The 12,978-nt window shown below is 69.7% G+C and carries 13 protein-coding genes; 5 read left to right on the forward strand and 8 right to left on the reverse strand.

Going from position 1 to position 12,978, the window contains the following annotated elements; genetic code table 11:
- Window positions 1-12: 12 nt before the first annotated feature.
- From ACESM1_RS23160 to ACESM1_RS23170, 3 genes are all read left to right on the forward strand, one after another.
- The gene (locus tag ACESM1_RS23160; RefSeq protein WP_372623581.1) at window positions 13-1,470 is read left to right on the forward strand and encodes an Nramp family divalent metal transporter; all 1,458 of its coding nucleotides are present in this window, start codon (window positions 13-15) and stop codon (window positions 1,468-1,470) included.
- Window positions 1,457-2,380, forward strand: a complete 924-nt coding sequence (locus ACESM1_RS23165; protein WP_372623582.1) for an SDR family oxidoreductase — start codon at window positions 1,457-1,459, stop codon at window positions 2,378-2,380. Before ACESM1_RS23160 ends, ACESM1_RS23165 begins: the two co-directional genes overlap by 14 nt.
- A gap of 705 nt (window positions 2,381-3,085) precedes the next feature.
- Window positions 3,086-4,729, forward strand: coding sequence for a carotenoid oxygenase family protein (locus ACESM1_RS23170; RefSeq protein WP_372623583.1), 1,644 nt, complete (start codon window positions 3,086-3,088; stop codon window positions 4,727-4,729).
- A 79-nt stretch (window positions 4,730-4,808) separates the two neighbouring features.
- Here the strand turns inward: ACESM1_RS23170 and ACESM1_RS23175 are convergent, their stop codons facing one another.
- Together ACESM1_RS23175 and ACESM1_RS23180 are read right to left on the reverse strand one after the other, a co-directional pair.
- Window positions 4,809-5,282 carry a hypothetical protein gene (locus tag ACESM1_RS23175; protein WP_372623584.1) on the reverse strand — a complete coding sequence of 158 codons (474 nt, stop codon included), beginning with the start codon at window positions 5,280-5,282 and terminating at the stop codon, window positions 4,809-4,811.
- Window positions 5,283-5,328: 46 nt separating this feature from the next.
- A complete protein-coding gene (locus tag ACESM1_RS23180; protein ID WP_372623585.1) occupies window positions 5,329-5,478 on the reverse strand; it encodes a high-potential iron-sulfur protein in 150 nt (49 codons plus the stop codon).
- A 452-nt stretch (window positions 5,479-5,930) separates the two neighbouring features.
- On the opposite strand from ACESM1_RS23180, the gene ACESM1_RS23185 reads away from it, so the two are divergent.
- Window positions 5,931-6,893, forward strand: coding sequence for a PfkB family carbohydrate kinase (locus ACESM1_RS23185; protein ID WP_372623586.1), 963 nt, complete (start codon window positions 5,931-5,933; stop codon window positions 6,891-6,893).
- A gap of 1 nt (window position 6,894) precedes the next feature.
- Window positions 6,895-8,589: a hypothetical protein gene (locus ACESM1_RS23190; RefSeq protein ID WP_372623587.1), complete on the forward strand. Its 1,695-nt coding sequence runs from the start codon at window positions 6,895-6,897 to the stop codon at window positions 8,587-8,589.
- A 16-nt stretch (window positions 8,590-8,605) separates the two neighbouring features.
- Here ACESM1_RS23190 and ACESM1_RS23195 read toward each other — a convergent pair whose 3' ends face one another.
- The 6 genes from ACESM1_RS23195 to ctaD are packed head-to-tail and all read right to left on the reverse strand — an operon-like array spanning window position 8,606 to window position 12,837.
- Complete coding sequence (locus ACESM1_RS23195; protein ID WP_372623588.1) at window positions 8,606-8,971, reverse strand: c-type cytochrome; 366 nt, start codon at window positions 8,969-8,971, stop codon at window positions 8,606-8,608.
- 26 nt (window positions 8,972-8,997) lie between these two features.
- A complete protein-coding gene (locus tag ACESM1_RS23200; protein ID WP_372623589.1) occupies window positions 8,998-9,594 on the reverse strand; it encodes a c-type cytochrome in 597 nt (198 codons plus the stop codon).
- Window positions 9,591-9,989, reverse strand: coding sequence for a c-type cytochrome (locus ACESM1_RS23205; protein ID WP_372623590.1), 399 nt, complete (start codon window positions 9,987-9,989; stop codon window positions 9,591-9,593). Before ACESM1_RS23205 ends, ACESM1_RS23200 begins: the two co-directional genes overlap by 4 nt.
- Entirely contained in the window at window positions 9,986-10,366 is a 381-nt protein-coding gene (locus ACESM1_RS23210) for a hypothetical protein (RefSeq protein ID WP_372623591.1), read from the reverse strand. Before ACESM1_RS23210 ends, ACESM1_RS23205 begins: the two co-directional genes overlap by 4 nt.
- A gap of 14 nt (window positions 10,367-10,380) precedes the next feature.
- Window positions 10,381-10,983: a heme-copper oxidase subunit III gene (locus ACESM1_RS23215; protein ID WP_372623592.1), complete on the reverse strand. Its 603-nt coding sequence runs from the start codon at window positions 10,981-10,983 to the stop codon at window positions 10,381-10,383.
- 3 nt (window positions 10,984-10,986) lie between these two features.
- On the reverse strand, window positions 10,987-12,837 hold the full coding sequence (gene ctaD / locus ACESM1_RS23220) for a cytochrome c oxidase subunit I (RefSeq protein WP_372623593.1): 1,851 nt from the start codon (window positions 12,835-12,837) through the stop codon (window positions 10,987-10,989).
- Between the last annotated feature and the right edge of the window lie 141 nt (window positions 12,838-12,978).

Raw genomic sequence — 12,978 nt, forward strand, 5'->3', positions numbered from 1 at the left:
CCGCACGGGCGGGTGCGGCTGCGCTGGTACGGCCCCGGACTGCTCTGGATGCTCTCCTCCGTCGGGTCGGGTTCGGTGCTTTTCACGCCGCGCGTCGGTTCGCAATACGGCTACCACCTGCTCTGGATCGCACTGGTCGTCGTGCTCTTCCAATGGGCCATGATCCGCGAGGTCGGGCGCTTCACCGTCTGCACGGGGCGCACCTTGCTGGACGGCTTTCGCGACCTGCCAGGGCCACGCGGCTGGGCAGTCTGGTTCATCTTCCTGCCGCAACTGCTCGCCGCAGTGGTGACCATCGCCGGCATCGCCGCATTGGCCGGCAGCGCGATGATGATCGCGCTGCCGGGCTCGCAGGCCCTCTACGCGACCGACCTGATCCTGCTCTCGATCCTGCTGGTGGTCAGCGGACGCTACAAGGCGGTCGAGCGCACCAGCGCAATCCTCGCCGCGGTGCTGGTGCTGGCCGCGGTGGCGAGCGCAATCGCCGTCCTTCCCGGTCTGGGCGCCTTGTCGCGTGGCGCCGTGCCGAGCTTCCCCGACGGTTTCGATCCCTATTTCGTCCTGCCCTGGGTGGGCTTCATCCTTGCCGGGGCGGCGGGCGTGCTCTGGTTCTCCTACTGGGTGGCCGCGCGCGGCTATGGCGGCCCTGTCATCGAACCCGGACAGCAGGAGCACCATGCCGCCGGTGCGGACGCGGCCGAATCCAAGCCGTTGGACGAGGCAGAGCGGCACGCAAGGCTGCACGGCTGGACCGGCCTGATGGACCGGACGGCACTGCTTGGCGTGTGCGGCGGCGGGCTGGTCGTGCTCGCCTTCCTGATCCTTGGGGCCGAGGTGCTGCGGCCGCAGGGTGTCGTGCCGGAGGGGATCAAGGTCGCCGAGGACCTGACCAGCCTGCTCTCGGAGGTCTGGGGTGCTGCCGGCCGCTGGATCCTGCTGGTCGGCATCATCGTCGCACTGGCGGGCACCATCCTCGCCGACCAGGATGGCTGGGGGCGCACCTTTGCCGATTCGACGCTGCTGCTGACGGACCGGCAGCGCTGGCGCGAGCGCGGCGGCTGGGCCGGCTGGCTGCTCGGCGACCGCGAGCATCTCAAGAACGCCTACGCCGTCGTCGCGACGGCGGCGGTGCCCCTCGCGATCTTCTTCGTCGTGCGCAAGCCGGTCGAGATCCTGTCGGTGGGCGGCATCGTCGCCGCGGCGCATACGCCCGTCGTCGTCTTCCTGACGCTGTGGCTGAACCGCCGGCATCTGCCAGCCAGCCTGCGCGCCGGCTGGACCATGACATGCGTCGCCGCGGCCGCGGGTCTCTTCTTCACCGCCTTCGCGGTCATCTACTTCGCCGACCTCGCGGGCGTGCAGATCATCGGTGGCGAGGACCAGGGGAACGGCGTAGCCGGCGGGAACGCGGCGGATGAAGACGACGACCGACCAACCGCAAATCAGGAGAGCCTTGATGGCAGCAGATGACACGAACCGCTCGCATGGGCTGAACCTCCCTCGCAACCCGCTCGAAGACAAGACGCTGCCGGGCACTCCTCCCGGGCAGGCACAGCCGTGGCCCGGCAGCGACGCCGCGCTGCGCCCGCAGGCGGACCATGGCGAGGAAAGCTATCGTGGTGGCGACAAGCTCCCAGGACTGAAGGCGCTGATCACCGGCGGCGATTCCGGGATCGGGCGCGCCGTCGCCATCGCCTTCGCGCGCGAGGGCGCCGACGTCGCCTTCACCTATGTGGAGGGCAAGGAGGAGGAGGACGCGAAGGAGACGACCCGCTGGATCGAGAAGGCCGGGCGTAAGGCGCTGGCCATCGGCACCGACCTGCGGCGGCAGGAGAATTGCCGCGCAGCCGTGGAGCGGACGGTGCGCGAACTCGGCGGCCTGAACATCCTGGTCAACAACGCCGCCTTCCACATCGAGGCGAAGGACTTCCGCGACATACCCGCGGAGCAGTTGGAGAACACCTTCCGCACCAATGTCTTCTCGTATGTCTGGATGGCGCAGGAAGCGGCGAGGCGCCTGAAGGGGGGCGACGTCGTGATCAACACCGGCTCGGTGGTGGCGCTGATGCCCTATCCGCAGCTGACAGACTACTCCGCGACCAAGGCGGCAGTCCTGAACCTGACCAGGAACATGGCCGTCGCCCTTGCGCCGGAGGGCGTGCGGGTGAACTGCGTCGCACCGGGTCCGGTCTGGACACCGCTGATCGCCGCGACACGCGACGAGGAGTTCGTCGCCGAGTTCGGCGCGAAGAGCCTTTGGCACCGCCCTGCGCAGCCGGCGGAGCTGGCGCCGAGCTACGTGTTCCTCGCCTCCACCGACAGCCGGTACTACACCGGCGAGGTGCTGTGCCCGAGCGGCTATCCGACGACGACGCGCTGATGACGACCGGCCCAATCCGAGGAGATCCAGCATGGAACGGAAGACTTGTCCCGCGGGCCCCTCGCGGCGCCGGGTCGTCACCGGGGTTGGCACCGCCCTGCTGGGCTCTGCCTTGCCGGTCGGCACGGACCCCGGCTTATCTTGCCCGCGCGCGCGCGCAAGCCGGATCCACCCCGGACCGCAACGCCGCGGATGCGTTCGAGCGGGACTACGTCGATAACGCGGTCGAGCGCCACGTCAAAAGGGCGGTCTTCTCAGGGCCGCGCCTGTCGCTGTCGATGCTCGACCTGGCCTTCAGCAAGGAGGCAGCCCTGACGCCCCACCTCTGGGGAGGAGGGGCTCTCCGCAGGCGAAACCGCCCCGGCAGGGCTATATCTTCACCCGCACCCGGCGAACAGCCGCGACCCGCGGCATTGGCCCGATCCCGAGGCATTCAATCCCGATCGCTACCTGTCGGCGCCGACCAGCGCCGAGGTCGACGAGGCACGGTGCCAGCAGATCGGGCTGGCGCGCTGCCCGTTCAGCGCCACCTCCGCACCCGTTAAGGACGGCCGTGATGCGGCAATGGCGAATAGTGGGTTCGGCACCGTCCACCCAGTGTCGGCGGGAAAGCCTGTCCCATCGTCGATCACGCCGGCTACGCGCCCTTCGGCTTCGGCTACCGCCGCTGCGCCGGGGAGTGGCTGACAGTCGATCTCTTCAAGGATGTCCTGCGGAAGGTCTGGCGCGACGGGCTCGCATTCGAACGCTCAGCCTCGACAGCCCGGAAAAGCTGCCGGTCTGGCCGGCGCCGGTGATCGACGACGACATGGCGTTCCGTGTCACGCGGTAGACCCACCGCCTGCGCGTCCGACCGCCGGCACGGATCGTAACCACCGACCCGGCGCTGCCGCCGGAAAGCGAAGGACCCGCATGGGCACGCAGGAACTGGGCTTCAGGTCACTACACGAAGAGGTCGGGCCGGTGGACCTCGCCGTCACCGGCCGCATTCCGCCATGGCTTCGCGGTGCCCTGGTGCGCACCGGCCCGGCATTGTTCGAGGTGGGTTCTTCCAGCTATCGGCACTGGTTCGACGGGCTGGCGATGCTGTACCGATTCGGGTTCGGAGGCGGCGGCGTGCGCTACGCCAGCCGCTTCGTGCGAAGCCGCGGCTACGAAGCAGCCCGCACCGAGCAACGAATCGCGCATGGCGAATTCGCGACGGCACCGGATCGCGGCGTGCTCGGCCGCATCGGTGCGCTGTTCCGCGCCTCCGAGCCGTCCGACAACGCCAATGTCAACGTCCTGATCCGCCGGGATGGCGCATTCGCGCTGACCGAGACGCCACGCCCGGTGGCCTTCGATCCTGCCACCCTCGAAACGCTGGGGCCCACGCCGTTCACGGACGGCCTGAACGGCCAGGTGACCACCGCGCACCCGCATATCGATGCGCGGCGCGGCGTGCAGGTGAACTATCTCCTGGAGTTCGGCCGCCGCTCCTGCATCCACGTCCTCGAGCAGCCGCTGGACGGCAGGGAAAGGCGGCTGCTGGCCAGCGTGCCGGTCGACCGACCCGCCTACATGCACAGCTTCGGGCTGACCGACCGCTACGTGGTGCTGGTGGAGCCGCCCCTTCGCGTCCACCCGCTGCGCATGCGCTTCAGCACCAGGCCATTCATCGCCAGATACCGTTGGCAGCGTGGCGAGGGCACGCGGTTCCGGCTGGTGGACCGGTCCGACGGCAGCGTGACGACGGTCGAGGGCGAGTCCTGCTTTGCCTTCCACCAGGTGAACGCCTTCGACGACGGGGACGATGTCACCATCGATCTCTGCGCCTATCCCGACGCCGCCATCGTGGACAATCTCAGCCTCGATCGCCTGCGCGGCCCTGGCACTTCGGGGGTCGCGCGCAGCCGCCTTCTTCGCTATCGCCTGCCGAGAACCGGAGGCACCGCAAGGGTCGAGGAGATCTCGCCGGAGCCCGCCGAGTTGCCGCGGATCCACGAAGGCGCTTCCGCCGGCCGCCGCTATGCAAGCCTTTGGGCCGCAAGCACACGCAGCGCCGAGAGCGGGTTCTTCGACCGGATCAACCGCATCGATGTCGAGAACGGCTCGCGGGCGGCGAAATGGGAGCAGGACGGCTGCTATGCTGGCGAGCCGCTGTTCATCCCGCGGCCGGGCGGCAGCAGCGAAGCTGACGGCGCGGTGGTCTCGCTGATCCTGGACTCGGTCGCACAGCGCTCCGCCCTGCTTGTGCTGGACGCAAAGGACCTTGTGGAGCTGGCACGCGCCGAACTGCCCCACATCGTCCCCTTCAACTTCCACGGCCGACATACCAGCGGAGCGGAGCCAGCGGACACGGTGGCCTGACCGGGGCCGGCATCGGGCAACATCGCTTGCACCTGCGCGCCCCGATGGACCGATCCCGGAGAGGCGCAAGATCAGCGGATCATCCGAATGCAGCCTGGAGCTCGGCGGAGCCGCCGAGGATGGCGCCGTAGATGATCTGTCCGACCAGGGTGGTGAGCGGCGTACGGCGGCCGCAGTTGAGCCCCATGAAGCGGGGAGGCTCGATCTGGCGCAGCCTCGTCGGCCCGTCATGCTCCGACGCCATGCGCGAATGCAGGAATGGCAGCAGCGGCAACACCCCAGCCAGAAGCACGAGTCCGTGCAACACGCCCAGCACCGTGCCGAGCCACCAGGTGCTCCTGCCCGGGCTGACGAAGACCAGGAAGTAGCCAAAGGCGAAGATCCAGCCTCCGGCGACGTAGAGCAGGAAGCCGAGCACCCTGGCCCACCGCCTGTTGCCGGTCAGGAAGGTCCCAGCCAGGAAGGGCAGGCTCAGCCGCGACAGGCCCGCGCCTTGCGCGCCCTGCAGCACGGCGGTGATGGTGGAAACCACGATTCTCCGCTTGCCGGCCATGCTGTCCTCCCTGATCAAAGGTTACGGAGCAGACGGCGCGCCTCCGCTATCCCGCGCGCCAGAAGCGGCACCAGCCATCCGCGCTGACGTCCCCGATCACGACCGAGCACTGGTCCGGGGCGGAGAAGTAGCGACAGCCTGCGCAGCGCTGGCCGTCCTTCGGATTGTCCTGGTAGTTCGCCGTTTCCTTCGACACCTCCGTCTGCGCCGCCGCAGCGTTCGGCCTCCCGAAGGCGACGGCGGCCAGCCCGAGGGCAGGGCCCGTCAGGCTGCGACGCAGAAACAGGCGGCGCGTTGAGCATTCTCGAAGGGCGCGCCTCTGGTGTCTCATCGTCGTGCTTTCTCCCGGGCGTCCTTCCGTGTCCTCGCCTCGTCCGCCGCGATGCGTCGCAAGCCACAACCACGCGCCATGATCTCGGTTTCTCACAGGGGCGTGCCGCAAAGCCCAAAGATGGTGCCGTGGCGTCCAGCGTGGTGCGTTGCCCTGGCTCGCCAGGACATGCCGTCGGAGGGCTACCCGGATGACCACGGAGCCGGTCCAATCAGGCCGTTGCGGAGGGTGGTTCCGTCACGCCGGCGCACCCCGGCGACCGGTGCGGCGTTCCGTCGGGTGAATCGCGGCGACCTAACCCGGAAAGCTGTACGAGAATGCCCGACCCTGTTCTCCTCTCCCTCGGCAGCGTCAACGCGGATTTCCAGGTTCGGGTGGACCGCGCCCCGGGTACCGGCAGCACGCTGACCGGCAGCGGCTTCGTGCGGCTCGGCGGCGGCAAGGCGGCCAACCGGGCCGTCTGCGCCCAGCGGCTCGGGGTGTCCTCCGCGCTGCTGGGCCGGGTGGGCGACGACGAGCTGCGCGAGCAGGCGCTCGCACCTCTGCGCCGCGCGGGCCTGAACCTGGACGCGGTCTCGGTTGCGCCCGGACAGGCCACCGGGGTGGCGATGATCGCCGTGCTGCCGGATGGCAGGAAGTGCATCGTTCTGGCCGCCCATGCAAATGGCGACTGGGATGCGGCGGCTGAGGAAGCGGCGGCTTCGGCTATCGCCGCGGCGCCGGCAGGCTCCGTGCTGGCGCTGGACTGCGAGGTTCCCGCCGGCGTCCTGGCGCGCGCCGTCGCGGCGGCACGCGGAGCCGGCCTGGACGTGGTAGTGGACCCCTCTCCTCCTGGCCGCGCGCCGCCGGAGGCGGTCGCCAAGATGGCCGCCATCACGCCGAACCCCGAGGAGACGGAGGCCCTGACCGGCATCGCGGTGGACGGGCCCGATGCCGCGGCGAAGGCAGCGGAGCGCCTGCTTGAGCTCGGAGCCGGCCTCGCCTGCGTCAAGCTGGCTGATGGGGGCTGCGTCGCCGCCTGGGCCGGCGGGGCCTGCCACGTGCCGCCCCTGCCGGTACAGCCGGTGGACAGCACCGGCGCCGGGGACGCCTTCGCCGCTGCCCTTGCCGTCGCGCTGATGGAGCACCGGCCACAAGCGGAGGCAGCCATGTTCGCAGTGGCCGCCTCAAGCCTCGCCGTGACCGCCTATGGCCCGCAACCGGCCTATGCGGAGCGTGGCCGCGTGGAGGCGGCGCTGCCCAGCTTCGCGGCGCGGCTGCGCCCTCTCGCACGGGCCTGACATGGCGCCGGTCCCGCATGCGCTGTTCGCCTGCAAGAGCTACGAACCTGCTGCCGAGGGACGGCGGGAATCGCTGTTCGCGCTCGGCAACGGCGTGCTGCTGGTTCGCAGCTGCCCGCCTTGGGCGGATGCCGACGGGGTGAACTATCCCGGCACCTATCAAGCCGGCCTCTACGATCCGGTGGACCAGATGGTCGCCGGCGAGCACCTGCGCTTCGACGCGCTCGTCAACCTGCCGGACGGGCTGTCGCTCACCTTCCGGCTGCCGGGTGAAGCGGCCTGGTTCTCGCCCGTCGCGCTACAGGCGGGCATGCCCGCGCGTGGTTGGCAGGAGGCCTATCACGGCCAGGTCTTCTGGGACGAGATCTTCGTCCAGCCCTTCCTCGCGACGCGGTTCCCGGAGCTTGCGCGCTCACTGCTCCTGTATCGCTGCGCCCGGCTTGATGCGGCACGCGAGGCGGCGCGCCGGCATGGCTTCGCGGGGGCCATGTTCCCCTGGCGCAGCGCCAGGTCAGGCCGCGAGGAGACGCCGCGGCGCCAGCCCAATCCGCTGTCGGGCCGCTGGATGCCCGACCATACGCGGCTGCAGCGCCACATCGGCGCCGCCATTGCGTACAACATCTGGCAATATGCTCTCGTGACCGGCGACGAGGAGTTCCTGGTCAGCCATGGCACCGAGGTGATTCTCGAGATCGCCCGGTTCTTCGTGAGTGCGGCGAGCTTCGATCCGGCCCTCGGCCGCTGGCGGATCCGCGGCGTGGTCGGGCCGGACGAGTACCACGGCGCCTATCCGGGCGCGGAGACCCCCGGGATCGACGACAACGCCTATACCAACGTCATGGCGGCCTGGACGCTGCGCCTGGCGATGCAACTGCTCGACCGGCTGCCGTCCGCGGCGCGCCACGCGCTGTGCGACCGCCTGCGGATCGGCGCCGAGGAGCCCGCGCTCTGGGACGCGGTCGCCCGGGGGCTCCGGCTCGCCTTCCATGCGCATGGCAGGCTCGAGCAGTTCGACGGCTTCGGCACTTTGCGGCCGCTCGATCAGCAGGCCATCGCGGAGCAGCACCCGGGCGAGCGCGTGGACTGGGTGTTGGAGGGGCGCGGCGAGACGGCCGATGCCTATCAGGTCGTGAAGCAGGCCGACACCTTCATGCTGCCCTACCTCCTGCCCGGTGCGGAGCTGGACGAGGTGGTGCACGGCATGGGCTATCGTCTCCCGCCCGACGCGCTGCGGCGCACCGCCGACCACGACCTGGCGCGCACCACGCATGATTCCAGCCTCTCGCGCGTGGTCTGGGCCGGCGCGCTGGCACGCCTGGATCCGGCGGCTTCCTGGCGCCTGTTCCGCCACGAGGCGGTTCCCGACCACGACGCAACGAGCGCCTCGGCCGCGGCGGATGGCCTCCATCTCGGCGCGATGGCGGGGGTGATGGACGTGCTGCAGCGCCACTACCTCGGCTTCCGGGTGCAGGCGGATGCGATCATGCTGGACCCCGCACCGCCGCCGGAACTCGGCCATGTGCGGCTGGGCCTGCGGTGCCGCTTCGGCGCATTTGCGCTGGACTGGTCGGGATCGGTCCTCACCCTGCACTCCGATCCCTCCAACCCCGCGCCCGTGAAGGTGCGGCTCGGAGACGGGTCGGAGATGGTGCGTCCGGGCGGGTCGCTTGCGATGCGGCCGGGCTGCGGCGACTGACGCCGGCGGGCGGAGCTCAGCTCCGCGTGTAGAGATAGGCGACGATGTCGCGGGCGTGCTGCTCCTTGACGCCCATATCCGGCATGGCGGTTCGCGGAGCGATCTCCTGCGGCCTCAGGATCCACGACAGCATGTTTTCCGGCGTGTTCGGCAGCACGCCCGCAACGTAGCGCCGCCGCGCGACGTCGTGCAGCGATGGCCCGACATGCGCCTCGGGCCCGGTCATGCCCGGCACCTGGTGGCAGGCAATGCAGCCATACTGACCGAGTGCCAACCGCCCCCGCGCCGGGTCGCCGATTCCGCCGCCGACCGGCAGGCCGGAACCTGCTCCCTCCTCGCAGCCGAGCAGCCCCAGGAGGGCGAGCGGCAGCAGGCTCGCCAAGCCCCCGGCCCTCCTGGCGCGCGGCGTCACAGGCACTCTCCCGCTGCGGGCACGGCGTCCGCAGATCTGGCCGCGGCCGCCACGGTCGGGCAGGCTGCCTCCGGCGGCGGAACGCCGAACGACCGCACCATCTCCTGATACGCAATCGGCGTCATGGTGGGCATGCGCGTGACCAGCGCCACGATCGCCCAGATCTCCGCATCCTCGAGCTTCAGCTCCCAGCCAAGCATGCCGGACATCTTCACGCCGTGCTTGATCACCCAGAAGATCTGCGCGGGCGTCCTGTGCCGGGCGATGCCCACGATGGGCGGTGGCACCGGCGTCATGCCGAGCGAAAAGGGCGCCGGGGCGACGCCCGGCGCGCCGTGGCACTGCGCGCAGTGGTCCTGGTAGTGGCGCAGCCCTTCCGGCAGGAGCCCCGGCTGCGCCAGGTCCGGCGGCTCGCCGACGCTCGCGGCGTAGCGTGCGATGGATCGGTTGTAGGCCGTCTCGATGACGGCATAGGTGATCGGCAGGTGCTGCTGCGTGGCCGCGATGGGGTAGAAGCCCGAATAGATCCAGGCCGCCGCCACCGCGGCCTCCACGGCGAGCACCGCCACCACGGTGATGGCGACCTTCCTCACAGCAGGCCCCTGCCGCCGCGCAGCGTGTAGAGATAGGCGGCGATGTCACGGGCCTCGCGCTCCGTCGCGCCGACATCGGGCATGGCCGTTTGCGGCTGCACCGCTTGCGGGTCCCGGATCCAGCGGACCAGGTTCTCCGGCAGGTTCGGCACGACGCCCCCGATGTAGGCCTGGCGGGCCACCGCCCGGAGCGGCGGGCCGACGGTGGAATTCGCACCGCTGATGCCGGGGATGACGTGGCACGAGCCGCAGCCGAGTTGGCGGATTGCCTCCCGCCCCCGTTCGGGATTGCCGCCGGCGACGACCATCGGCGGCCCCGCCTGCCCGCCGGTATCGTCGCAGCCGGCAAGCGGCAGCGTCGCCAGCCCCGCGAGCAGCACGGCGGCGGCCCTCACGGGATCCCCGCGCAGGGATCGAGCAGCAGCATCGGGATGCTGCCGATGGCGATGCCGAGCAGGGAGATGGCGCTCAGCGCCGCCCCGCCGATGCCGAGGAAGCGGGCCCGCCGCACGTGATGGTGCGTCGCATCCCCGGCCGGCAGGCGGCGCAGCGCCAGCAGGCCCATGGCGCATCCGCAGGCCGCAACCGCCAGCGTCGCGAGCGTGACGCCGAGTTGCAGCGCCGGATCCCCCTCTCCGCAGACGTGCCAGACGAGAACACAGCTGACATTCTCGTGCAGCGCCCAGGCGAGCGGGCCGAGCAGCCATCCGGCCCAGAGGATCGCGAGGCTGCCCCTGTTTGCCTCGCTGCATTGCGGCTGTGCGTCCATCATGCCCGTTGCGCTCGTTACTGCAGCCGCGGCGCCCGGTAGAGCGTCAGGTAGAACGGCACCCAGATCCCCGCCACGAAATACCAGTAGAGCGTATCCACGCCGACGCCGAGCTGCCGCTCCGGGGTGAAGTGACCGCGCCAGGACAGCAGCGTGACCACCGCCGTGCCGACCGCGGCGGAGCACACATGCACGAAGTGGAAGCCGGTGATCGCCCAGACGATCGAGCCATACGGGTGGCTATCCCAGCAGAACTCGAATGCCGCCATCTGCAGCCAGCGCAGCACCAGCACGATGCAGGCGATCAGCACGCTCACCCCGGTGCCAATGGTGCAGATGCGCTGGCTGCCCCGGTCCAGGCCGCGTCCCGCCCAGCGCATCGTCAGGCTGCTCGTCAGCAGCAGCACGAGGTTGACCGAGGCCCAGAGCAGTTCCGGCGGCCGCAGCCCGGCGGGCGGCCACTCGGGCGCGTTGAACATGAGGTAGAAGTAGCTTGCCATCAGCGCCCCGGCGACCGTCAGCTCGACCGCGACAAGGCCGCCGATGCCCCACCACAGCGGATGCGTCTTGTCCGCGAAGCGGCTGAGCTCGGCGGCATCCACGGCAGGGACGGTGCGCATCGCTCAGTCCTCCCGCCAGGGGCGACGCGGCCAGAACCAGCCGACGAAGGTGAAGAAGACCAGGAAGAAAGCGATCACGAAGAAGATCGGGTGCACCAGCAACCCGATGAAGCCGACCGAGGCGGCGACGGCAGAGAGGAAGGGCCAGATCGTCGGCCCCGGCAGCACCTGCACCTGCTGCGGCTCCGCATCGAGCGTGGTGGTGACGAGCGTCTCGCGCCGGTCGGCGCGCAGCCCGGTGACCACCGGCCGCTCGCGCGCACCGCGCCATTCCCACAGCGGCCAGCGGCTGCGCACCACCGGGATGTGGCGGTGGTTGTAGGGCGGCGGCGGCGAGCTGGTGGACCACTCCAGCGTGTCGGCGCCCCAGGGATCGTCCCCGGCCCGCGCGCCGCGCCGCAGGCTCCAGAGCGCATTGAGGAGTGTCACGGCGAACCCCGCGGCGAGCACGAAGGCGCCCGCCGTCACGAGCAGGTTCAGGTCACCCCAGCCCATCTCCTCGACATAGGTGTAGACGCGCCGCGGCATGCCCTGCAGGCCGAGCTGGCGCATCAAGAAGAAGGTGAGGTTGAAGCCGATGAAGGCGAGTGCGAAGCTCCAGCGCCCCGCCCGCTCGCTCATCATCCGCCCGGTCATCTTGGGGTACCAATAGTAGAGCCCGCCGATCAGCGGGAAGCCGGCGCCACCGATCAGCACGTAATAGAAATGCGCGACCAGGAAGTAGGTGTCGTGCACCTGCAGGTCGAACGGCACCGAGGCCACCATGACACCGGTGAGGCCACCGAGCACGAAGATCGCGAAGAAGCCCAGCACGAACAGCATCGGCGTGGCGAAGCGGATCCGGGCACCCCAGAGGGAAGCGCTCCAGCAGAACACCTGGATGCCGTTCGGGATCGCGATCATCGCACTCGCCGCCATGAAGAAGCTCAGGCCGAGGTGCGGCAGGCCCGTCGCGAACATGTGGTGGACCCAGAGCCCGAAGCTGACGAAGCCGGTGGCGACGAGCGACAGGACGAGCGCCGTGTAGCCGAAGATCGGCCGGCCGGTAAATGTGACGATGATCGTCGAGATCATCCCCAGCGCGGGCACGAGGATGATGTAGACCTCCGGATGGCCGAAGAACCAGAACAGGTGCTGCCAGAGCAGTGGCTGCCCGCCCGCCTCCGCCAGGAAGAATTGCGTGTCGATCAGCCGGTCCATGATCAGCAGGCTGCTCGCGACGATGATCGCCTGCATGGCGAACATCATCATGACGGCCATCACCAGCATCGCCCAGACAAAGAGCGGCATGCGGTCGAGCGACATGCCGGGCGCGCGCAGCTTCAGTATGGTGACGATGATCTCGACCGCCGCGGTCAGCGCGGAGACCTCGATGAAGGTAATCATCGTGGTCCAGATCCCGACGCCGAGGCCGGGCGAGTAGATCTTGTTCGCCAGCGGCACGTAGTTGAACCAGCCGGTCGCCGGCGCGATGCCGAGGAAGAGCGAGGCGAAGAAGACCGTCCCGCCGATGAGGTAGATGTAGTAGCCGAACGCGGAAAGGCGCGGGAACGCCATGTCGCGCGCGCCGATCATCAGCGGCACGACGAAGATGGCGAATCCCTCCATCACCGGGATGGCGAAGAGGAACATCATCGCCGTCCCGTGCACGGTCATGATCTGGTTGTAGCGCTCGGGGCCGAGCAGCGTGTTCTCGGGGGCCGCGAGTTGCAGGCGCATCAGCAGCGCCAGCACGCCCGACAGGGGGAAGAACACGAAGGCCGTCGCGATGAAGCGCCGGCCTATTATGCGCTGGTTCACCGGCCTGAACCAGCCGATGAAGCCGCTCGGCGAGCGCCAGGTGCGGGCCAGCAACGCAGTCTCGTCCTGCGCGCCGGCGGTGTCCCCGGGGCGTCATCTAGACCCGAGTAGCCCAGGCTGGAATCGGCTTGTGATTGGATGCGGCGCGGCAGGGTGTGATTCGTAGGCGTCCAGCTTTGGCTGGAGGCGGAGATG

It is taken from the genome of Falsiroseomonas sp., assembly GCF_041690465.1.
Classification (GTDB): domain Bacteria; phylum Pseudomonadota; class Alphaproteobacteria; order Acetobacterales; family Acetobacteraceae; genus Falsiroseomonas.